A 20,243-nucleotide genomic window follows, 5' to 3' on the forward strand; every position below is an offset into this window, starting at 1 on the left:
GTGAGTTGGGTCCCCGGCTCGACCGAGCTTGGATCAGCCGATCAGCGCCCGCCAGGTCCGATGCGGGTGCTCCAGCTGCTGTCGGCATGTGCCGGGGCCGAGATCCCCAGGAGGCCGATGCTCATCGTCGCGGTGACGAGCGCGATGGCGACCTTGCGTGCAATGTTCATGTTCCCTCTCCACCTTCTACGCGGGGCCCACGGAAGTCCCGGTGGACACAGTCTGGGCGCGCACGAGAGGTTCATGCGGAGAAACGGGTGCCTCAAATACGTGCATTGCATGTTTCTGCAGCCACGTCCGCGCATGAAGCTGTCGTTGGCCTCATCGGCGGCTCGGCTCCCGCGCCCTGGAGGCGCGGGAGCCGCCCGAGGCCGGAATGTCCCCCGCACAGCCCGGCCCAGCCGCCGAGGCACCAGCGGGCCGTCGATAGCGTAGAGACGCACCCACCCGCGCGTCGCGTCCGTTGCAACAACCTGCAATCGACCTGACTTCCGACACTCGTTCCCGCATCCCGAGTGAGGGACGAAACCCGACGGCAGGGTCGGGGTCACGGGCGGCACGGTCCGTGGGTCGTGGTCGCACCCGCGGCCGGACAACGGTCTCTGACACGCGGGTGGCGCGATGCGCGTCCGACCTAACCTTCGCCCTGGCCCACAGCCTCTCGGAACCGCGCGCCGGCGGCGAACCGCGAACGCACCCCGAGCACCTCCATCAGCTGTGCGACGTCCGAGCGGACCGTGCGGACGCTCACACCCAGTGCGTCGGCGATCGCCTCGTCCCGGGTGTCGACGGCTAGGAGCGCGGCGACCTGGCGCTGTCGGGCCGTGAGCCCGCCGGGCACCCCGGCGAGCTCCCTCTTCGCGGGGTAGGACGACGCGACTGCTACATGCCAGTAGCGCCACGCGGCAGTCAGGCACTCCGGAGCGGTCACCGCCATCACGGTCGAGTCACCGTCGAGGAAGGGGCCCTGCAGGAGCACGTAGCTGCGATCGACGATCTTCATCTGCACGGGACCGGCACCGAGGAGGTAGCGCCCTAGCTGCTCCCCCGCGATCAGTTGGCGCGCAGCCGGCTCGATGCCGTTGTATTCGAACAGGCTCTCCATGTGCAGGCCGCGCGCGACCAACCAGCGGTTGTGAGGCACCGTGGTCCGCAGCTCCCGCAGGGACGCCACCGGCCGGACGGACAACATGTGTCGCCACCGCTTGACGTCCTCGCGCATCCACTCGTTGATCTCGACCAGGCTGCCGCGGGCGACGATCTCGGCGTCACAGGGCGCCCCCCGTGCGAGGGCCGCCGCGACCTCGCTGCGCCGGAGCTGGAGGACGGCCGCGGCGTCGCGCACGACCTCGCGGCTCTCCGCCGAGATCGCGCGGGCGGCGTGGAACCCAACCCTGACCTCGTCCGACATGGACCCGAACCCCCGATTGTGATCTCCTGCCTCCCAGGTTAACGACGGGGCTCGTCCGGCGGGGGTGGATGCTCGCACGCATCGGTAGGAGGCCGGTCCTCGCCGACAGGTGGTGCGGCGCGTCGCCCGGAGTCCACGGACCCGCCGAAGCGAGCGCGCGCGGCGAACCGCGAGCGGTCCTGAGTGTCATCGGCGAGCAGGGCGGCGACCTGGGCGGCCGCGGCGTCAGCATCTCGAGCTCGCCCGCCTCCCCCTCGTTCGCCCGGTACGACGAGGCCACCGTGGCGTGCCAGTAGCGCCAGGCCGCGGCCGGGCACTCCGGTGCGGTCACGGTGATCAGCGGGCGTCGGGGTTGAGCCCGTCCCAGTCCCAGAGGCTGACCAGCTGGAGACCGTCGCCGATCAGCTCACGGTTGTACCCAAGGGCCGCTCGCAGGTGCGCGAGGGTGCCCGCGGGTCGCAGGGTTCGCCGCGAGCGAGCAAGGTCGAGATCTCGCCGCGCCGTACCCGGAGCACGGCAGCGGCATCGAGCACGGCCTGGCGGCGCTCCGCGGTGACGCGGGAGCGGGACGTGAGTCCCCCGATGTCGTCCACCAGCAACTTCCAGCTGTCGGCGCGGCAACAGCATCCTCGGTGGCCACCGTGCCCCGAGGCGCCCGGGTCATCGGTCGTCCACCATCTCGCGGAACCGGACACCGGCGGCGAACCGGGAGCGCACGCCCAGCACCTCCATGAGCTGCGCGATGTCCGAGCGGACCGTGCGCACACTCACACCCAGGGTCTCCGCGATCGACTCGTCTCGGGTGTCCACGCCCAGCAGTGCGGCGACCTGCCGCTGCCGGGGCGTGAGGCTATCGAGCTCCTCGGCCTCGTCCTCGTTAGCGGGGTACGACGAGGCCACTGCCGCGTGCCAGTAGCGCCACGCGGCGTCGAGGCACTCGGGCGCGGTCACCTCCATGAGGCTCGGGATCCCCTCGAAGAAGGGGCCATGGAGCAGGACGAAGCGACGGTCGACGAGGTTCATCTGCACCGGGCCCACGCCGAACAGGTACCGTCCGACGCGTTCGCCCGCCAACAGTCGGCGAGCCTCGGGTTTCAGGCTGTCCAGGTGCCAGAGGCTCACCATCCGCAGCCCCTTGGTCACCAGTTCGCGGTTGTCGGGGAGGGTTTTGCGCAAATAGGCGACGGAGCACGACGGGCGCACGGTGAGTACCTCGCGCCAATGAGGGACCTCGTGTCGGACCCACTGCTGGGTGCCCGCGACGTCACGGGCGACCACCCGCGCTCCGCGTGCCTCGCCGCACGCCAGCCTGCCCGCGAGCTCGCTGCGTCGCATCTGGAGAACCGCGGCAGCGTCGAGGACGGTCTGGCGGCTCTCCGCAGTGATGCGCGAGCGGGGTCTGCTAGCTGACCCGATCTCGTCCACCATCGACCTACCAACCCCCGGACTGATACCGCCTCTCAGGATAGCGAGAGCGTCGCCCACCGGGGGCCGAAGACGCGAACCGCCCCGGCCGCGCGGGCGACCGGGGCGGTTCCGCTGGCGGAGGCGGCGGGATTTGAACCCGCGAGAGGGGATTACCCTCAACCCGCTTAGCAGGCGGGCGCCATAAACCGGGCTAGGCGACGCCTCCCCGACAGCCCGCACAGGCTACAAGGCCCCGGCGCCGACGACCAATCTGGGCCCGCCGTACGTCACGGAGCGTCCGGCCCGCCGAGGGGGCGCAGCCGCTGCCCGCGCTGGAGGTGCTCTCGGAGGTCGCGGGCGAACTCCTCGCGGTCGGCGGCCAGCGCCTGGACCGGGATCGTGGTGCTGCGGCCGTCGCGCAGGCGGAGCACGATGACCGGCACCCCACCCGGCGCCGCGGTCACTGCCTCCTCCACCTCGCGCCAGTCGGCGGCGTTCACCCCCGCGCCGCGCACCAGGCGCACCCGATAGCCGTCCGCGCCGAGGTGGACCACCGCAACCCGCTGCGAGACCAGGACCGCGGCGGCGATCACCCCGACGACGCCCACGACCACCACGACCAGCAGGGTGATCGCCGGCAGGCTCAGGGCGGCGACGAGGACGGTCGCCAGCACCAGGACCACCGCGAGCCCGACCAGCAGCACGCCCACGAATCGGGCGGCGAACGCCGGGGCCAACCGATAGTCGGACGTCGGGGGTTCGGGGAGGGCACTGGCCATGGGTTGATTGAACAAGACACCGGATTGTGGTGCCGCAGCGGGTTGTGATCGGGCGCGACCGGGGTGACACTCGAAGTCCCCCATCGCTCCGGGCCACCGGGAGGTTCCGATGACCGTCACCACGACCGGGATGTCCGTCGCGTTGCAGGGCCTGCGCCAGGCCCTCGACTCCCGGCATGAGCCCGGGGTGTCCCTGGGCAGCTGGCGGTGGTCGGTGCGCCAGCAGATGGCGGGCGTCCGGGACACGCTCGTCGCGGAGGCCGAGTACGCCGACGAGGGCTGGCTGGTCGCCCGCACCGGCAGCCTCCTGCGGGAGCGCACCTCACTGCTCGCTCGGCTGAGCGCACTCGGACCGACGGTGCTCGAGAGCCCCGATGTCGACGCCGTCCACCGCGAGCTGGACCGGCTGGTCGTCGACCTCGGCCGGCACGCCCAACGCCTCCACGACCTGGCCTACGACGAGGTCGAGCTGGAGCTCGGCGGCTCGGAGTAGTCCCCGGAGTTCGGGCGGCGGCCGCCCCGCCGGATAGCCTGTCTCGCCAGACCAGGCTCGAGCTGCGCTCGCGGCCTGGCCAGGAGGGGTGCCGGAGTGGCCGATCGGAACCGCCTTGAAAGCGGTCGTAGGGAGACCTACCGCGGGTTCGAATCCCGCCCCCTCTGCTCTGCTGCCCCGGACTGAGCCTGCGAAGTCCGGGATACTGCAGCGAGGTCGAGTAGGCGCGCGAGCGACGAAGGAGCTCGCGACCGCCGTATCGAGGCCCAGTCGTGAAGCGGAGACAGTCAGCCCCGCGTGATCTCCACCAGCACGTCGCCCTCCTGGACGACGTCGCCCGGCGCGACCTTGACCGCGCGCACGGTGCCGGGATGCTCGAGGAGGACGGGGATCTCCATCTTCATCGACTCGAGCAGCACCACGGTGTCGCCCGCCTCGACGACGTCACCCGGGGCGACCGTCACGCTCAACACGTTGGCCACCATCTCCGCCACGATCTCGGTGACCTGTTCGCGCGCCATGCTGCGACGCTAGCCGTTACCGGTGCGTATCCGGCAACCGGCCCGGCGCATCACAGCAGCGGCCGGGTGCGGCTGGGCTCGGGCCGCAGCGCGCCCGCCTCCTCGTCGAGGCGTCCGCGGCGTCCGCGCCGGCCCCGCGGAGCCGTCAGCGCGAGGTCGAGGCGGATCACCACGAAGCCGAGCGTCAGGCCGACGGCCACGCCGTACACGACCGAGAGTCCGCCCTCGACCAGCGTGATCGACGGGTTGACGAGCGCCACGGCGACCGGGATGGTCGCGGCCACGCCGAACGCGCACACCCACCAGCCCTGGCGGCGTCGGGCCCGCATGTGGGTGCCCCACGCGAGGGCGGGGACGCCGAGCAGCGCCTCGAGCGGGCGCGGGAACGCGCCCAGGTGGTCCCGGCTCCAGTCGACCACGTCGAACAACGAGTCGACCAGGGCGGGGGTGCCGTAGCGGCGCAGCAGCTCGGCATAGGCGAGCGTGAGCGCGAGCACCAGGCTGCCGATGAGCACCGTCACGACGCCGCGCCGGCCGAGCCCGTGCAGCCCCGCCCCGAGCCGGTAGACCAGCACCAGCGCGCCGAGGAACGAGAGGCCCAGCGTGGCGTACTCGAACCGCACGACGGTGACGACGGGCTCGAAGCCCACCGTCGCCAGCGCCCCCACCGCCGCCACCGCGACCGCGAGGACCACCTCCCGCACCACGTGCACGAAGCGCACGGCCGGCACCGTCACCATCACCGCCAGCACGGCAGACACCACGCAGGTCAGCACCGCGGCGCCGGTGCGCAGCGAGTCGTCGTCGCTCAGCACCACCACGACACCGAGCACGAGCGCCAGGGCCCCGACGATGACCGGCCTGCCGCCGGTGCGCGCGGCCAGGGCCCAGGAGTACGCCGTGACCACGGCGATCGACCCGGCCCCGCAGAGCCAGGCCGGACCCCGCTCGGCCAGGCAGGCCACCAGCGCGCCGAGGCCGGCGAGCGTGATCACCGCCCACGCCACCAGCGGCACCCGCGAGCTCGCCACCCGTTCGACGCGGGTGCTGAGTCCGGTGGCGGCCCGCTCCCGACGCGAGGGCGGCCGCTCGGCACGGCGGCGCGGGGTGGACCTGGACACGACAGGTCAGGTTACAGACGCCGGTTCGCCAGTGACGGGTTGGTCTTCCGGGCCGCCGCGAGGTCGGCGAGGCGCAGCGTCGCGGTCACCACCGAGGGCCCCTCACCGGCCTCCACGAGCACGTCGCCGAGCGGGTCGACGATCATCGAGTGCCCGGTGTAGCGCGGCCCCGGCTGGCCCGCGGCCGCGACGAAGACGGTGTTCTCGATGGCCCGGGCGCGCACCAGCGTGCGCCAGTGGTCGACCTTCCGCGGGCCCGCCACCCATGCCGACGGCACGACCAGGAGCTCGGCGCCGCCGTCGACCAGCGCGCGGGCCATCTCGGGGAAGCGCAGGTCGTAGCAGGTCATCAACCCGACCCGGAATCCCCCGACCTCGACGACGACCGCCGGCCCGGTCGGCCCGGGTGCGAGCCGGTCGGACTCGCGGTAGCCGAAGGAGTCATACAGGTGCACCTTGCGGTACGACGCCTCCGCGGCACCGCGGAGCACCAGGGTGTTGAACGGCCGGCCCGGGTCTTCGCCGGCCTCGAACATGCCGGCGACCATGGTGGTCCCGCGCTCGGCCGCCACCCGGCCCACCTCGGTCGCGAACGGCCCGTCCAGGCTCTCGGCGTACGCGCCCACGTCGGAGCCCGCCTCACCGAAGTCGCGGGCGAACGCCTCGGGGAACACCACGAGGTCGGCGCCGTCGGGGGTGAGCCCGGCAAGCAGCCGGCGGTTCTCCTCCGGGTCGAGCCCGGAGGCATGCTGGACGAGAGCGACCCGCAGCTCGGGACCGGCGGTGACGGGGGGCACGGACCCCAGGGTGCCACCGATGGGACACTGGCGCCCATGGACCTCCCCCCTGGCACCACGGGGTTCTGCGCGGTGCTCCTCGCCGGCGGCCGCGCCGCCCGGCTGGACGGCGCCGACAAGGCCTCGGTCGAGTACCACGGCCGCACGCTGCTCGAGCACGCGATCGAGGCGCTGATGGACGCCTCGGAGGTCGTGGTCGTCGGCGACCCCGTGCCGACGACCCGGCCGGTGACCTTCACCCGTGAGAGCCCGCGGTACGGCGGTCCGGTCGCGGCCCTGCTCACCGGGCGGGACGCGCTGGTGCGCGTGCCGCGCACGCTCGGCATCCTCGCGGTGGACATGCCACTGGTGACGCCGTGGACCTTCCGCCGGCTCCACGAGGCCGCGGTCGGCCACGACGGCGCGTTCCTCACCGACCGCGACGGGCACCGCCAGCTGGCGGGCGTCCTGGACGCCGCCACGCTGGACGCGATCCGACCCGACCACGAGGCCCAGCACGGCATGGCCCTGCGCCGGCTGCTCGCGGACCTGGACCTCGTCCACGTCCCACCGGAGGGCGGCGAGGGACGCGACGTGGACACCTGGGAGGACCTGCGCGACCTGTGACGCTGATGACGAGGGGTTGCGGGCCGCGCGGGTTACGGCAAATCTGTCCCACGTGAACCTCCACGACTGGATCGACGAGCTGAGCGACGTGCTCGATGTGGACACCGAGCTGGACGAGGCGCTGGTGCTGGACCTGGCCCGCGCCGCGGCGCACAACGTCGCCCGGCCCGCCGCACCGATCACGACCTTCCTGCTCGGCTTCGCCGCCGGGTCGCAGGGCGCCGACCCGGAGGCGGTGGAGGCACTGGCGGCCCGGGCGCAGGCCCTCGCCGACGGCTGGGACCGCCCCGCGAACGCCCCCGACCCCGACGACATCAACGACCCGGTCCCCGACGACAGCACCGTCGACCACACCGGAGACGCCTTCGAGGACAGCGCCGAGGCCGAGGACGACGACGAGGCCTGACCGGAGCCGGGCCTGACGCCGGTCCCTAGGGTGGGGCCATGCGTGCCGTGATCACCGACGGGTTCGGTGGACCCGAGGTCCTGTCCGTGGGCGAGCTGCCCGACCCCGAGGCCGGGCCCGGCGAGGTGGTGCTCGCCGTCGCGGCGGCCGGGCTCAACCGCGCGGACCTGCTGCAGCGGCAGGGCTTCTACCCGCCGCCGCCCGGGGCGTCCGACGTCATCGGGATGGAGTGCAGCGGCACGGTCGCCGCGGTCGGCGAGGGCGTGACCGGCTGGGCCGTCGGCGACCAGGCGTGCGCGCTGCTCGCCGGGGGCGGGTACGCCGAGCGGGTCGCCGTACCGGCCGGACAGCTGATGCCGATCCCGGAGGGCGTGGACCTGGTCACCTCAGCGGCGCTGCCGGAGGTGGCGTGCACGGTGTGGTCGAACGTGTTCATGGTCGCCGGGCTGAAGCCGGACGAGGCGTTCCTCGTGCACGGCGGCGCCGGTGGCATCGGGACGTTCGCGATCCAGCTCGCGCACCGGCTCGGCGCCCGGGTGCTCACCACCGCCGGCACGGCCGAGAAGCGTGCCGCGTGCGAGGCCCTCGGCGCGGACGTGGCCATCGACTACCGCGAGCAGGACTTCGTCGAGGAGGTGCGCGCCGCCACCGGCGGTCGCGGGGCCGACGTGATCCTCGACAACATGGGCGCGAAGTACCTCGACCGCAACCTCGACGCCCTCGCCACCGAGGGGCGCCTCGTGATCATCGGCATGCAAGGCGGCACCAAGGCCGAGCTCGACATCAACAAGCTGCTGCGCAAGCGCGGGGCGATCATCGCCACCACGCTGCGCGCCCGCCCCACCGAGGAGAAGTCCGCGATCTGCGCCTCCGTGGTCGAGCACGTGTGGCCGCTGGTCGCCGCCGGCGAGGTGCGGCCGGTGGTCCACGGCACCATGCCGCTGTGCGAGGTGGTCGCCGCGCACGAGCTGATGGCCTCCGGGGAGCACAGCGGCAAGATCCTGCTGACCCTCTGAGGCCGCGCCGTACCGCCGGATACGGTGGAGGCATGAGCGAGCAGGCCGGACAGGACGAGCAGGAGCAGCAGGTCGTGATCATCGGGCCCGACGGGCAGCCGATCGGATCGGTGCCGGCCTCGGCACTGCAGGGTGGCGACTCCGGCTCCGGCGACGGCGACGCCGACGCCGACGGCGAGGACGAGCGCGCGATCACCGACCTCGTCGAGCAGCCCGCGAAGGTGATGCGGATCGGGAGCATGATCCGCCAGCTGCTCGAGGAGGTGAAGGCCGCGCCGCTCGACGAGGCCAGCCGCAACCGGCTCAAGGAGATCCACCAGGCCTCGATCAAGGAGCTCGAGGCCGGCCTGGCCCCCGAGCTGGTCGAGGAGCTCGACCGGCTGACCCTGCCGTTCACCGACGACACGGTCCCCTCCGACGGCGAGCTGCGCATCGCGCAGGCCCAGCTGGTCGGCTGGCTGGAGGGCCTGTTCCACGGCATCCAGACCGCGATCTACGCGCAGCAGATGGCCGCGCGCGCCCAGTTCGAGCAGATCCGCCGGGCGCTCCCGCAGGGGATGGCCCCCGCACCCGGCCAGCAGCCGGCCGAGGGCCAGACACCGCGCCCGGGTGACTCGGGCGGGATGTACCTCTAGCAGCCTGTCCACCATCTGAACCCCCGAGCCGCACCTGGCGGCCAGACCCCGCACGACACGCCGGGTGGCCGCGGCGTGTCGTGCGGGGTTCGGCTGCTGACAGCCGAATCCCGCAAGCGCCGGGCAGCTAGGCCCGGCGGCGTCCCAGCCCGGCGACCAGCAGCAGCCCGAGCAGCCCGACGATCACCAGCGCGGCTCCGGGGGCGGCCACCCGTTCGAAACTGGTGCGCGCCCCGGCGACGCGGGTGAACGTCGCCTTCGCGGGCTCGACAGGTGCGACGCTCCGACCGGCGCCCAGCAGCCGCTCGACCCGGGCGACCCGGGAGTCGGTCGCGGGCGCGGTGCCGGAGGTGCTGGTGGTCTCGAGGTCGGCGCCGGTGGTGAAGAACACGTAGTCGTCGCCGGGTCGCAGGTCCGGCAGGCCGCAGGCGCGCGCTGCGGCCTGCGTCCGCACCGTGGCGTCGACGGTGTCGAGGTCGCCCTTGTAGACCCGGTCCACGGTGACGGTGTAGACGACCGTGCGGCTCTGCTCGGTCCGCTCCGCCACCGTGCCGGAGAACACGTCGTCGGCGCGCATCGACTGCCGGCTGAGGCTCGGGTGCCCCTCCGGGCACGCGAACGCGGGGCCGGCGGTGGCGCCGACGGCCACGACCCCGCTGCCGGCGAGCAGCAGGGCGGGGAGGAGCACTCGGGTCACGGACACGCCGACCATCTCAACAGATCACAGGTCGAAGACACCAGCCAGCACACGCGCGACGCCGTCCTCGTCGTGCCCGGGGGCGACGTGGTCGGCGGCAGCGGTCACGGTCGGGTGGGCGTCGGCCATCGCGTACGACGTCCCGGCCCACGCGAGCATCGGCAGGTCGTTGGGCATGTCGCCGAACGCGATCACCTCGTCCGCCTCGACGCCCAGGTCGGCGCACAGCAGCGCCAGCGTGGACGCCTTGGTCACCCCCGGTGCGCTCATCTCCAGCAGCGCTGACGACGAGGACCAGGTGATCACCAACCGGCCGCCGAGAGCCTCCTCCGCCAGGTCCCAGAACTCCTGCGGCTCGAGCTCCTCGTGCCGGGCGAGCAGCTTCACGACGGGCTCGTCGAACAGGTCGGCCACCGCAGCCCGCCGGGCGCCCGCCGGCACCCGGTGCCGGTCGTGGAAGGTCTCCTCGAGCACGATCCCATCCAGGGTCTCGACGGCGAAGGCCGTGCCGGGCAGCGCCGCCCGCAGCAGCTCGCACGCCTCGATCCCCGCGGCCGGGTCGATCGGGCGCAGCAGGTGCACGTCGTGGCGGCCGACGTCCCAGACGAGGGCGCCGTTGGCCACCACGGCCAGGCCGTGCTCGCCGACGTGCTCGAACACCTCCTCCGCCCAGCGCAGCGGCCGCCCGGTCACGAACACGACCGCGGCGCCGGCGGTCTCGATCGCGGCGAGGACCTGGGCGGTGTACGCCGACACCGTGCCGTCGGAGCGGACCAGGGTGCCGTCGAGGTCGGTGGCGACCAGCCGCGGACGCATCAGCCGACCCGCGGTCCGGCCGGGTCGACACGGCCGGTGCCACAGCAGCGAGGGTTCACCCCTCGCAGCCTAGTGTCCCGGGGGCCTCGGGCCGTTGCGCGTGTGCTCGCTGTGCCAGGCTGGAGCCATGTCGTCGCGCCCTGCCCGCCCTCGCATGCGTCTCCATCCGACGTCGGCGCGCCGGCCAGGGGTGCGGCGTGGCTGACATGCTGCCGTCCACCGCCGCCGCCCACCGGCCGGGGACGGGTCTGGTCGCCACGGTCACTACCGCGAAGGACACGCCCGAGGACCTGACCGCGTTCGTCCACCGCAATCTCCAGCGCGGCGCCGACCACATGTTCGTGTTCCTCGACGAGGCCGACGCCGCAGCCCGAGAGGCGCTGTCGCGCCATCCCGGTGTCACCTGCATCGAGTGCGACCGGTCGTGGTGGGGCGCCACGCGCCCCGAGCATCTGAATGTCCGTCAAGGGATCAACGCGAACATGACGAAGGGGGTCCTCACCCGCTTCCCGCAGTTCAGCTGGCTCTTCCACGTCGACTCCGACGAGGTGCTCGACATCGACCGCGAGCAGTTGGCGACGATCCCCTCGGACGTGGGTGTGGTCTCGCTCCACCCTCTGGAGGCGATCAGTCGGCGCCGACAGCGGGGTGCACCGAGCGAGTTCAAGCGTCCGCTCGAGGACGACATGCTCCAACTGCTCCACACCCTCGGCATCATCGACCGACCCGCCAACAGTGCCTACTTCCGCGGCCACCTGGCCGGGAAGCCGGGGATGCGCCCCACCCTCGACCTCAACTTCGGGATCCACAACGTCATCGACCTCGACCACCAGCCGGTCGAGGGCCACGAGGCGAGTTGGCTGCGGGTGCTGCATCTGCACTGCCCGAACCTCGCCGCGTTCAGCCGTCGGTGGGAGAACCTGCTGACCTCGGGCCCCGCACCCAAGCTGCGTCAGAAGCGCGCGAGCACGGCCGCGGCCATCGCCGCGCTGGGCCGCCTGGACCTCTCGATGTCGACCAAGCGGCGCTACGCCCGGCGCCTGTACCGGGAGACGACCGAGGACCGCGCGCGCGAGCTCAAGCGACTGGGTCTCCTCGAACACGTCGATCTCGAGGAGCGCAGGTACGAGCCGCGCCAGGTGGATCCGGCCACCCGGGCCGCGATCACCGCGACGTTCGAGGGCCTCCGCGAGGTCGACAAGACCTCCTTCCGCCGAGCCCAGCCGGCCGGCGTGGCGGCGATCCTCGACGCCGTGCGGGTGCCCTGACGGTCAGGTCGAGGGGCCGGTGGCCCGCTCGGGCACGGGTACGGCGGGCAGCGGCCGAGCCATGACGAGGTTGCCGTCCTCGTTGCTGCCCCGCAGCTCGGTGAAGCCGCACTTCGCGAGCACCCGGATGCTGGCGGTGTTGGCGGGCTCGACGCTCGCCCGGACCCGGACGCCGGCGCGGTCGGTCTCGACGAGCACGGCCCGCAGCGCCTCGGTCGCGAACCCCCACCCGCGGGCCTGCTCGACCAGGCCGTAGCCGACCTCGACCTCCGGGACGCCGTCGGCCGCCGGCTCGGGCGGCCCGTAGAACCCGAGCGAGCCGAGCACGGTGACGCCGCGCACCACGTGCCGGCACGCCCAGGGATCGCCGGGGTGGTACATCGTGGCCGCGTCCCGGTCGTCCTCGCGCGGGTAGTCGGGGTGCCAGCCCTCGCGGCGCCGGCCGGCCAGGATGTCGTCAGCCTCGTCGGGGGTCCACAGCGGCAGCCGGAGCCGCTCCGTGGTGATCACGTCAGGGAGCATCAGGAGAACCCTTGGGTTGAGGAGGGCGTGCTGCGCCCGTCTCGAAACCATCGAGCGAGCTCGGTGGCGACGCCGTCCTCGTAGACCGTCCCGGTGACGTCGTCGGCGGCGGCCAGGACGTCCTCGATCGCCTGGCCCATGGCCACCCCGCGGTGGGCCCACTCGAACATCTCGAGGTCGTTGCGACCGTCGCCGATCGCGAGCGTCTCGTCTGAGGCGACGCCGAGCTCCTTCGCGACGTACTCGAGGCCGGAGGCCTTGGACACGCCGACCGGCGCCAGGTCGAGCCACGCGGTCCAGCCCACCACGTAGTTGGTGCCCTGCAGGCCGAGCCCCGCGGCGAGCGCCACGAACTCGTCGGCGGTGGACTCGGGGTCGCGGATGATCACACGGCTGACCTCGGCGGCGAGCAGCTCGTCGATCTCGGTGACGATCATGTCGCCGGACAGCTCCCCGTCGGGGAAGTGCGAGTTGACCCGGTAGCCGACGCCGCGCTCCTCGACCGCGACGAGCGCCGTCGGGTGTCGGTCGAGGATCGCCTCGACGGCGGGGCGCGCGTCGAACGTCTCCTCGTGCACGACCTCGAGCGGCGGGTAGCGGAACACCACGGCCCCGTTGGAGGCAACCACCCACAGCCGGTCGCGGTCGGCCCCGTCGCGATCTGGAGAGTGCAGCTCGAGCAGGTCGGCGACGTTCGTCATGCCGTGCGGGGAGCGCCCGCTGGCGAGCACCACGTGCGCGCCGGCGTCCAGCACCCGGTGCACCGCCTCCTTGACCGCCGGCGAGATCTCCTCGCGGGTGGTGCCGGAGCCCTCCACCCACTTGAGGATCGTGCCGTCGATGTCGAGGGCGACCAGCCTGGGCCGCCAACCGTCAGGAACGCTCACGGGGCGACCGGCTCCAGGACGTCGCGGCCCAGCCACGGCTGGAGCGCCTTCGGGACGCGCACCGACCCGTCGGCCTGCTGGTGGGTCTCGAGCACGGCGACGATCGTGCGGGTGATCGCGCACAGCGTGCCGTTGAGGGTGGAGACCGGCTTGATGTCCGCCCCGAAGCGACCGCGGGTGTCGAGCCGCCTGGTCTGGAACTCCGTGCAGTTCGAGGTCGAGGTGAGCTCGCGGTAGCGGCCCTGCGTGGGGATCCACGCCTCGCAGTCGAACTTGCGCTGGGCGGAGAGCCCGAGGTCGCCCGCGGCCACGTCGATCACGCGGTAGGCGAGCTCGAGCTTCTCGAGGAACTCCTTCTCCCACGCGAGCAGCCGCTGGTGCTCGGCGTACGAGTCCTCGGTCGTGGTGTAGACGAACATCTCGACCTTGTCGAACCAGTGCACCCGGATGATGCCCTTGGTGTCCTTGCCGTGCGAGCCGGCCTCCTTGCGGAAGCAGGGGCTGAACGCGGCGTAGCGCAGCGGCAGCGCGGCGCCGTCGAGGATCTCGTCGGAGTGGTACGCCGCCATCGGGACCTCGGAGGTCCCGACGAGGTACATGTCCTGGCCCTCGATCCGGTAGACGTCGTCGGCCGCCTGGCCGAGGAAGCCGGTGCCGTCCATCGCCCGCGGCTTGACCATCGAGGGCGCGATCACGGGGGTGAAGCCGGACTCGCGGGCCTGCTGCATGGCGAGGTTGACCAGGGCGAGCTCGAGCTCGGCCCCGGCGCCGGTGAGGAAGTAGAAGCGCGACCCGGACACCTTGGCGCCCCGGTCGAGGTCGATCGCCCCGAGCATCCGGCCGAGCTCGATGTGATCGCGCGGCTCGAATCCGTCGGCGGCGAAGTCGCGGGGGGTGCCGACCTCCTCGAGCACGACGTAGTCGTCCTCGCCGCCGGCCGGGGCCTCCTCGGCCGCAAGGTTGGGGATGCTCATCAGCGCCGACTGCCAGGTCTCCTCGGCGGCGGCCTGGGCGGCCTCCGCCTCCTTGACCTGCGCCGCCAGGGTCTTGGTCTGCGCGAGCAGGGCCTGCTTCTCCTCGCCCTGGGCCTGGGGGATCAGCTTGCCGAGCTGCTTCTGCTCGGCGCGCTTGGCCTCGAAGTCCGCGATCGCCCGGCGGCGCTCGGTGTCGGCGGAGAGCGCCCGGTCCACGACCTCGTCGGACAGACCGCGCTTGGCCTGGGCGGCGCGCACGCGGTCGGGGTCGTCTCGGAGGATCCGTGGGTCGATCATGGGCTCAGGCTATCCGGGCCAGGCGCGACCGGGCGCACCGATTCCTCCGTCGTGGGCGGGCATGGAAAACTCGGGCCCGTGCTCGACCGCCCCCGCTCCATCCTCCTGACCTGGACGGCGGCCCTCCTCGTCCTGTTCGTGATCGTCACGGTCGCCGTGCAGACCGGCTGGGGCCCGGTCACCTCGATCGACGACCGCGGTCGCGGCGTCCAGCAGTGGGCGGTCGACGAGCCGTGGCTCCGCCAGCCGCTGCGCTGGATCGAGCTCGCCTTCGGGGCGATCGGCACCTGGGTGATCGTGCTGGTGCTCGCCGCGTTCCTGTTCACCCGCCACCACCGACGGGCAGCGGTGTACGCCGTCGGCGTGATGGCGGTGACCAAGACCGCCACCACCGTGCTCAAGGACGTCTTCGGCCGGCACCGCCCGGACTGGCAGAACCCCGAGCACCTGGTGCACAACGGCGCCTACCCCAGCGGGCACTCCTCATCGATCGTCGCCCTCGTCGGCGTCGCCGCCGTCCTGGTCCTGATGCTGGTCCGGCGGCGCAACGCCCGGCACGCGGCGTACGCGATGCTCACGCTGCTCGCGGTCGTCGTGGGGCTCGACCGGGTGCTGCTCGGCAGGCACTACCCCAGTGACGTGGTCGGCGGCGCCCTGCTGGGGGCGGTGGTGGTCGTGCTCGGCGTGGTCGTCTACAACCCGCTCCCCCGCAGCCACGCGGCCAGCGTCGAACCGCTGCCGGAGGTGTTCGGCTCCCAGCGCCGGCTGGCGGTGATCCTCAACCCGATCAAGGTCGAGGACCGAGGCCAGTTCGAGGCGCTGGTCGACGCGATGGCCGCCGAGGCGGGCTGGTCGCGGCCGAGCTGGTACTACACGACCGTCGAGGACCCCGGCACCGGGATGGCCGCGGCCGCCTCGGTCGCCGGCACCGACCTGGTGCTGGTCTGCGGCGGCGACGGCACGGTGCGCGAGGTCTGCGCCGAGCTCGCCGGCACCGGCATCCCCGTGGGGATCATCCCCGCCGGCACCGGCAACCTGCTGGCCCGCAACCTCGACATCCCGCTCTACATCCGCTCCGCGATCGACGTCGCGCTCAACGGCCAGGACCGGGCCATCGACCTGGTCGAGGTCTCCGGCGACGGCTTCGAGGACACCCACTTCATGGTGATGGCCGGGATGGGGTTCGACGCCGCGATCATGGAGGGCGTCAACGAGGACATCAAGAAGCGGGTCGGCTGGCTGGCGTACGTGCTGTCCGCGCTCAAGTCGCTGATGTTCCCCGCGATCCGGGTCGAGATCTCGGTCGACGGCGGGGAGTTCACCAAGCACCGCGCCCGCACGGTCGTGGTCGGGAACGTCGGCTTCCTCCAGGCCGGCATGCCGCTGCTCCCCGACGCCGCGATCGACGACGGGCTCCTCGACCTGGTGATGCTGCACCCGCGGCGCTTCCTCTCCTGGGTGCCCCTCGCCTACCGGATCCTCGCCAAGCGGTCGCGCACCGACGACCTGGTCAACCGGATGACCGGCCACTCGGTCGTCGTCCGGGCCGCGACCGACACCCCGCGCCAGCTCGACGGCGACTCGATCGGCCCCGGCCGTGAGCTGCGGATGACCTGCATCCACGGCCGGCTGCTGGTCCGCGTCCCCCGCTGACCTCTCTGCGTCAGGGTTGGGTCAAGCCGGGGCCGGCGAGCATCAGGGAACCGTCAAGAGTGGGCCACCCGAGGCCCGGGCGGGCCTACGAATGAGGCGTGCTCGACTTCGTCTACCTCCTCCTGACCCTGGTCGCCTTCGGTGCCCTCGCGATCCTGGCCGGCGCCATCGACCGTCACCTCGGTAGCGGCCGGGGCAGCGAGTGAGCGCCGTCGGCCCCGCGCTCGCCCAGGTGCTGCTGCTGGCGCTCGCCCTGGCCGCGGCGGTCCCGCTCCTGGGTCGCCACCTCGCGCACGTCTACACCTCCCCCCGGCACCTCGCCGTCGAGCGCGCGTCGTACCGGCTCCTGCGGGTCGACCCCGACGCCGACCAGCACTGGCGGGCCTACGCGATGTCGGTGCTCGGCTTCTCGCTCGCCGGCGTCCTCGCGCTCTACGGGTTCGGCCGGCTCCAGGCGCACCTGCCGCTCTCGCTCGGGTTCGCCGGGCTCCCGGCCGACGGCGCCTGGAACACCGCGGTGTCCTTCGTGACCAACACGAACTGGCAGTGGTACGCCGGCGAGGCGACCGTGGGTCACCTCTTCCAGATGTCCGGCCTGACCGTCCAGAACTTCGTCTCCGCCGGGGTCGGGATGGCGGTCGCCGCGGCGTTCGCCCGCGGGCTGGCGCGCAGCCACCGGGACGGGCGGGTCGGCAACTTCTGGGCCGACCTGGTGCGCACGGTCGTGCGCGTGCTGCTGCCGATCTCGCTGGTCGCGGCCGTCGTGCTGGTGCTCTCCGGCGCGGTCCAGAACCTCCTCGAGCCGATGACCGTGCACACGCTGACCGGCGGGGTGCAGCAGATCACCGGCGGCCCGGTCGCGAGCCAGGAGGCGATCAAGGAGCTCGGCACGAACGGCGGCGGCTTCTACAACGTCAACTCCGCGCACCCGTTCGAGAACCCGACCCCGTTCACGAACCTCCTCGAGATCTTCCTGCTGCTCCTCATCCCGTTCGCGATGGCGTGGGCCTTCGGGCTGATCGTCGGCGACCGTCGCCAGGGCGGCGCGGTGCTCTCCGTGATGGGAGTGCTGTGGGGCGGCTCCGTCGCCCTGCTCACCTGGGCCGAGATGGCCGGGCCTGGCACGGCGCCCGGGTTGGCCGGTGGCGCGATGGAGGGCAAGGAGGTCCGCTTCGGGGAGGCGGCGTCGGCGCTGTTCGCGTCCTCGACCACCGGCACCTCGACCGGTGCGGTCAACTCCATGCACGACTCGCTCACCGCGCCCGGCGGCGGGGTGGCGATGTTCAACATGATGCTCGGCGAGGTCGCGCCCGGCGGGGTGGGCTCGGGTCTCTACGGCATGCTGATGCTCGCCGTCCTCACCGTCTTCCTCGCCGGGCTGATGGTCGGCCGCACGCCGGAGTACCTCGGCAAGAAGATCGGTCAGCACGAGATCGTCCTGGTCGCGCTCTACGTGCTCGCGACCCCCGTGCTCGTCCTGACCGGCGTCGCCGTCGCGGTCACCGCGCACGCCGGCCTGGCCGGCCTCCAGGAGTCCGGTCCGCACGGCCTCTCGGAGGCGTTGTACGCCGTGACCTCGGCCGCCAACAACAACGGCAGCGCGTTCGCCGGCCTCAGCTCGGGGACGCCGTTCTGGAACACCCTGCTCGGGCTGCTCATGCTGATCGGCCGGTTCGTGCCGATCGTGCTCGTGCTCGCCCTCGCCGGCCGCTTCGCGGCGCAGCGCCAGCTGCCGCCCGGCGCCGGCACCCTGCCCACGCACCGGCCCCTGTTCGTGGTCCTCCTCACCGGCGTCGCCGTGGTGGTGGTCGGCCTGACCTACGTGCCGGTGCTCGTTCTCGGTCCCATCGCGGAGTCGCTGTCGTGAACACCCACCAACCCGCGCCGGTACGGCGTCCCCTCGGCGCGCAGCTGCGCGAGAGCCTGCCGGTCGCCCTGCGCAAGCTCGACCCGCGCGAGCTGCTCGCCTCGCCGGTGATGCTCGTGGTCGAGATCGGCGCCGTCGCCACGACCGTGATGTCCGTGCTCGACCCGAGCACGATGTCCGTGGGCGTCACCGTCTGGCTCTGGCTCACGGTGCTGTTCGGGACCCTCGCCGAGGCCGTGGCCGAGGGTCGCGGCAAGGCCCAGGCCGCCAGCCTGCGCGCACTCCAGCAGGAGACCACGGCGCGGCGGGTCCGCGGCTCGGCCGACCAGCTCGGGTACACCGGCAACCTGACCGAGCTGCCGACCGACCGGGTGCCGAGCACCTCGCTGCGGACCGGCGACGTCGTGGTCGTCGAGGCCGGTGAGCGGATCCCCGGCGACGGCGACGTGATCGAGGGGGTCGCCTCCGTCGACGAGTCGGCCGTCACCGGGGAGTCCGCACCCGTGATCCGCGAGTCCGGCGGCGACCGGTCCGCGGTCACCGGCGGCACCGTGGTGCTCTCGGACCGGATCGTCGTCCGGATCACCTCCGACCCGGGACAGTCCTTCGTCGACCGGATGATCGCCCTGGTCGAGGGCTCGGAGCGGCGGCGCACCCCGAACGAGATCGCGCTCAACGTGCTGCTCACCTCGCTCACCGCGATCTTCGTGGTCGTGGTGGCGTCGCTCCACTTCGTCGCCGACCACAGCGGCGCCCACCAGTCCGCGATCGTGCTCACCGCCCTGCTGGTCTGCCTGATCCCGACCACGATCGGTGCCCTGCTCTCCGCCATCGGCATCGCGGGCATGGACCGCCTGGTGCGCCGCAACGTGCTGGCGATGTCCGGACGGGCGGTCGAGGCCGCCGGCGACGTCGACGTCCTGCTGCTCGACAAGACCGGCACGATCACCTACGGCAACCGGCAGGCGACCGAGCTGCTCCCGCTGGAGGGGGTCTCCCACGACGAGCTCGCGGAGGCGGCGCTGCTGTCCTCGCTCGCCGACGAGACGCCGGAGGGCCGCAGCATCGTCACGCTGGTGGGCGAGCGGCGCGCCGTACCGGACGGGGCGGTGCTCGTGGCCTTCTCGGCGAGCACCCGGATGAGCGGCGTCGACCTGCCGGGCCGGATCGTCCGGAAGGGCGCCGCGTCCGCGGTCGCGCACTGGGCGCACAGCACCGGTGTCCCGGCGAGCGCGACGTCGGGGGGCGAGCTCACCGTCCTCGTCGACGGCGTCAGCGCCTCGGGCGGCACCCCGCTCGTGGTCGCCGAGCAGGACGGCGGGCGGCCGGCCCGCATCCTCGGCGTCGTCCACCTCAAGGACGTCGTCAAGGAGGGCATGCGGGAACGCTTCGACGAGCTGCGTGCGATGGGCATCCGCACGGTGATGATCACCGGCGACAACGCGATCACCGCCCGCGCCATCGCCGAGGAGGCCGGGGTCGACGACTTCCTCGCCGAGGCCACGCCCGAGGACAAGATGGCCCTGATCCGCAAGGAGCAGGAGGGCGGCCGGATGGTCGCGATGTGCGGGGACGGCACCAACGACGCACCCGCGCTCGCCCAGGCCGACGTCGGCGTCGCGATGAACACGGGCACGACCGCGGCCAAGGAGGCCGGCAACATGGTCGACCTCGACTCCGACCCGACCAAGCTCATCGAGGTCGTGCAGATCGGCAAGCAGCTGCTGATCACCCGGGGCGCGCTCACGACGTTCTCGGTCGCCAACGACGTCGCGAAGTACTTCGCGATCCTGCCCGCGATGTTCGTCGTCGCCTTCCCGGACCTCGACGTCCTCAACGTGATGCGGCTCTCGTCACCGGAGTCCGCGATCCTGTCGGCGGTGGTGTTCAACGCGCTGGTCATCGTCGCGCTGATCCCGCTCTCGCTGCGCGGCGTGCGCTACACGCCGTCCTCCGCGGCCGACCTGCTGCGCCGCAACCTGCTCCTGTACGGCGTCGGCGGCCTGATCGCACCCTTCCTGGGGATCAAGCTGCTCGACCTCGTCGTCTCGCTGATCCCGGGGGTCTGAC

21 protein-coding genes and 2 tRNA genes are annotated in these 20,243 nt (G+C 72.7%); 10 read left to right on the top strand and 13 right to left on the bottom strand.

Going from position 1 to position 20,243, the window contains the following annotated elements:
- Positions 1-41: 41 nt before the first annotated feature.
- The 5 genes from QQZ14_RS03550 to QQZ14_RS03570 form a co-directional block, all read right to left on the bottom strand.
- A complete protein-coding gene (locus tag QQZ14_RS03550) occupies positions 42-170 on the bottom strand; it encodes a hypothetical protein (protein WP_284532809.1) in 129 nt (42 codons plus the stop codon).
- Between the two features lie 464 nt (positions 171-634).
- Positions 635-1,411 carry a helix-turn-helix transcriptional regulator gene (locus QQZ14_RS03555; RefSeq protein ID WP_284532810.1) on the bottom strand — a complete coding sequence of 259 codons (777 nt, stop codon included), beginning with the start codon at positions 1,409-1,411 and terminating at the stop codon, positions 635-637.
- Between the two features lie 660 nt (positions 1,412-2,071).
- Entirely contained in the window at positions 2,072-2,839 is a 768-nt protein-coding gene (locus QQZ14_RS03560; RefSeq protein WP_284532812.1) for a helix-turn-helix transcriptional regulator, read from the bottom strand.
- 112 nt (positions 2,840-2,951) lie between these two features.
- Positions 2,952-3,044 (bottom strand) — tRNA-Ser (locus QQZ14_RS03565).
- Between the two features lie 61 nt (positions 3,045-3,105).
- On the bottom strand, positions 3,106-3,597 hold the full coding sequence (locus tag QQZ14_RS03570; RefSeq protein WP_284532814.1) for a hypothetical protein: 492 nt from the start codon (positions 3,595-3,597) through the stop codon (positions 3,106-3,108).
- A gap of 109 nt (positions 3,598-3,706) precedes the next feature.
- Between QQZ14_RS03570 and QQZ14_RS03575 the strand changes: the two genes are divergently transcribed.
- Both QQZ14_RS03575 and QQZ14_RS03580 read left to right on the top strand, forming a co-directional pair.
- Positions 3,707-4,090, top strand: coding sequence for a hypothetical protein (locus QQZ14_RS03575; protein WP_284532816.1), 384 nt, complete (start codon positions 3,707-3,709; stop codon positions 4,088-4,090).
- Between the two features lie 82 nt (positions 4,091-4,172).
- Positions 4,173-4,257, top strand: a tRNA-Ser gene (locus tag QQZ14_RS03580).
- A 120-nt stretch (positions 4,258-4,377) separates the two neighbouring features.
- Here the strand turns inward: QQZ14_RS03580 and QQZ14_RS03585 are convergent.
- The 3 genes from QQZ14_RS03585 to QQZ14_RS03595 are packed head-to-tail and all read right to left on the bottom strand — an operon-like array spanning position 4,378 to position 6,529.
- Positions 4,378-4,611, bottom strand: a complete 234-nt coding sequence (locus QQZ14_RS03585) for a biotin/lipoyl-binding carrier protein (protein ID WP_284532817.1) — start codon at positions 4,609-4,611, stop codon at positions 4,378-4,380.
- Between the two features lie 50 nt (positions 4,612-4,661).
- A complete protein-coding gene (locus tag QQZ14_RS03590) occupies positions 4,662-5,732 on the bottom strand; it encodes a hypothetical protein (RefSeq protein ID WP_284532818.1) in 1,071 nt (356 codons plus the stop codon).
- An 11-nt stretch (positions 5,733-5,743) separates the two neighbouring features.
- Entirely contained in the window at positions 5,744-6,529 is a 786-nt protein-coding gene (locus tag QQZ14_RS03595) for a carbon-nitrogen hydrolase family protein (protein ID WP_284532819.1), read from the bottom strand.
- A gap of 36 nt (positions 6,530-6,565) precedes the next feature.
- On the opposite strand from QQZ14_RS03595, the gene mobA reads away from it, so the two are divergent.
- The 4 genes from mobA to QQZ14_RS03615 are packed head-to-tail and all read left to right on the top strand — an operon-like array spanning position 6,566 to position 9,192.
- On the top strand, positions 6,566-7,135 hold the full coding sequence (mobA, locus tag QQZ14_RS03600) for a molybdenum cofactor guanylyltransferase (RefSeq protein ID WP_284532820.1): 570 nt from the start codon (positions 6,566-6,568) through the stop codon (positions 7,133-7,135).
- Between the two features lie 52 nt (positions 7,136-7,187).
- Complete coding sequence (locus tag QQZ14_RS03605) at positions 7,188-7,541, top strand: DUF6457 domain-containing protein (RefSeq protein ID WP_284532821.1); 354 nt, start codon at positions 7,188-7,190, stop codon at positions 7,539-7,541.
- Positions 7,542-7,579: 38 nt separating this feature from the next.
- A complete protein-coding gene (locus QQZ14_RS03610; protein WP_284532822.1) occupies positions 7,580-8,557 on the top strand; it encodes an NAD(P)H-quinone oxidoreductase in 978 nt (325 codons plus the stop codon).
- 32 nt (positions 8,558-8,589) lie between these two features.
- On the top strand, positions 8,590-9,192 hold the full coding sequence (locus QQZ14_RS03615; RefSeq protein ID WP_284532823.1) for a bacterial proteasome activator family protein: 603 nt from the start codon (positions 8,590-8,592) through the stop codon (positions 9,190-9,192).
- Positions 9,193-9,319: 127 nt separating this feature from the next.
- Here QQZ14_RS03615 and QQZ14_RS03620 read toward each other — a convergent pair whose 3' ends face one another.
- Together QQZ14_RS03620 and QQZ14_RS03625 are read right to left on the bottom strand one after the other, a co-directional pair.
- On the bottom strand, positions 9,320-9,895 hold the full coding sequence (locus QQZ14_RS03620; protein WP_284532824.1) for a hypothetical protein: 576 nt from the start codon (positions 9,893-9,895) through the stop codon (positions 9,320-9,322).
- An 18-nt stretch (positions 9,896-9,913) separates the two neighbouring features.
- Positions 9,914-10,705, bottom strand: coding sequence for a Cof-type HAD-IIB family hydrolase (locus tag QQZ14_RS03625; protein WP_284532825.1), 792 nt, complete (start codon positions 10,703-10,705; stop codon positions 9,914-9,916).
- A 206-nt stretch (positions 10,706-10,911) separates the two neighbouring features.
- Between QQZ14_RS03625 and QQZ14_RS03630 the strand changes: the two genes are divergently transcribed.
- On the top strand, positions 10,912-11,973 hold the full coding sequence (locus QQZ14_RS03630) for a glycosyltransferase family 2 protein (RefSeq protein WP_284533078.1): 1,062 nt from the start codon (positions 10,912-10,914) through the stop codon (positions 11,971-11,973).
- A gap of 3 nt (positions 11,974-11,976) precedes the next feature.
- Here QQZ14_RS03630 and QQZ14_RS03635 read toward each other — a convergent pair whose 3' ends face one another.
- Genes QQZ14_RS03635 through serS form a run of 3 tightly spaced genes read right to left on the bottom strand, consistent with a single transcriptional unit; the run spans position 11,977 to position 14,653 of the window.
- Positions 11,977-12,495 (bottom strand): GNAT family N-acetyltransferase, encoded by a 519-nt coding sequence (locus QQZ14_RS03635; RefSeq protein WP_284532826.1) that lies wholly within the window; start codon positions 12,493-12,495, stop codon positions 11,977-11,979.
- Positions 12,495-13,382, bottom strand: a complete 888-nt coding sequence (locus QQZ14_RS03640; protein ID WP_284532827.1) for an HAD family hydrolase — start codon at positions 13,380-13,382, stop codon at positions 12,495-12,497. Before QQZ14_RS03640 ends, QQZ14_RS03635 begins: the two co-directional genes overlap by 1 nt.
- Complete coding sequence (serS, locus tag QQZ14_RS03645) at positions 13,379-14,653, bottom strand: serine--tRNA ligase (protein WP_284532828.1); 1,275 nt, start codon at positions 14,651-14,653, stop codon at positions 13,379-13,381. Before serS ends, QQZ14_RS03640 begins: the two co-directional genes overlap by 4 nt.
- 78 nt (positions 14,654-14,731) lie before the next feature.
- Here serS and QQZ14_RS03650 point away from each other — a divergent pair, with 78 nt between their 5' ends.
- The 3 genes from QQZ14_RS03650 to kdpB all read left to right on the top strand — a co-directional run bounded on the left by QQZ14_RS03650 (position 14,732) and on the right by kdpB (position 20,242).
- A complete protein-coding gene (locus QQZ14_RS03650; RefSeq protein WP_284532829.1) occupies positions 14,732-16,306 on the top strand; it encodes a diacylglycerol kinase family protein in 1,575 nt (524 codons plus the stop codon).
- A gap of 202 nt (positions 16,307-16,508) precedes the next feature.
- The gene (gene kdpA, locus QQZ14_RS25390; RefSeq protein WP_284532830.1) at positions 16,509-18,173 is read left to right on the top strand and encodes a potassium-transporting ATPase subunit KdpA; all 1,665 of its coding nucleotides are present in this window, start codon (positions 16,509-16,511) and stop codon (positions 18,171-18,173) included.
- Positions 18,174-18,283: 110 nt separating this feature from the next.
- Complete coding sequence (gene kdpB, locus QQZ14_RS25395; RefSeq protein WP_284533079.1) at positions 18,284-20,242, top strand: potassium-transporting ATPase subunit KdpB; 1,959 nt, start codon at positions 18,284-18,286, stop codon at positions 20,240-20,242.
- Position 20,243: the final 1 nt, after the last annotated feature.

Source organism: Nocardioides sp. T2.26MG-1 (assembly GCF_950101795.1).
Classification (GTDB): domain Bacteria; phylum Actinomycetota; class Actinomycetes; order Propionibacteriales; family Nocardioidaceae; genus Nocardioides.

Bases quoted from the DNA above. Each gene is read 5' to 3' on its own strand.
- QQZ14_RS03550 (WP_284532809.1), bottom strand. From the start codon at position 170: ATGAACATTGCACGCAAGGTCGCCATCGCGCTCGTCACCGCGACGATG.
- QQZ14_RS03555 (WP_284532810.1), bottom strand. From the start codon at position 1,411: ATGTCGGACGAGGTCAGGGTTGGGTTCCACGCCGCCCGCGCGATCTCG.
- QQZ14_RS03560 (WP_284532812.1), bottom strand. From the start codon at position 2,839: ATGGTGGACGAGATCGGGTCAGCTAGCAGACCCCGCTCGCGCATCACT.
- QQZ14_RS03570 (WP_284532814.1), bottom strand. From the start codon at position 3,597: ATGGCCAGTGCCCTCCCCGAACCCCCGACGTCCGACTATCGGTTGGCC.
- QQZ14_RS03575 (WP_284532816.1), top strand. From the start codon at position 3,707: ATGACCGTCACCACGACCGGGATGTCCGTCGCGTTGCAGGGCCTGCGC.
- QQZ14_RS03585 (WP_284532817.1), bottom strand. From the start codon at position 4,611: ATGGCGCGCGAACAGGTCACCGAGATCGTGGCGGAGATGGTGGCCAAC.
- mobA (WP_284532820.1), top strand. From the start codon at position 6,566: ATGGACCTCCCCCCTGGCACCACGGGGTTCTGCGCGGTGCTCCTCGCC.
- QQZ14_RS03610 (WP_284532822.1), top strand. From the start codon at position 7,580: ATGCGTGCCGTGATCACCGACGGGTTCGGTGGACCCGAGGTCCTGTCC.
- QQZ14_RS03615 (WP_284532823.1), top strand. From the start codon at position 8,590: ATGAGCGAGCAGGCCGGACAGGACGAGCAGGAGCAGCAGGTCGTGATC.
- QQZ14_RS03625 (WP_284532825.1), bottom strand. From the start codon at position 10,705: ATGCGTCCGCGGCTGGTCGCCACCGACCTCGACGGCACCCTGGTCCGC.
- QQZ14_RS03630 (WP_284533078.1), top strand. From the start codon at position 10,912: ATGCTGCCGTCCACCGCCGCCGCCCACCGGCCGGGGACGGGTCTGGTC.
- QQZ14_RS03635 (WP_284532826.1), bottom strand. From the start codon at position 12,495: ATGCTCCCTGACGTGATCACCACGGAGCGGCTCCGGCTGCCGCTGTGG.
- serS (WP_284532828.1), bottom strand. From the start codon at position 14,653: ATGATCGACCCACGGATCCTCCGAGACGACCCCGACCGCGTGCGCGCC.
- kdpB (WP_284533079.1), top strand. From the start codon at position 18,284: ATGCTCGTGGTCGAGATCGGCGCCGTCGCCACGACCGTGATGTCCGTG.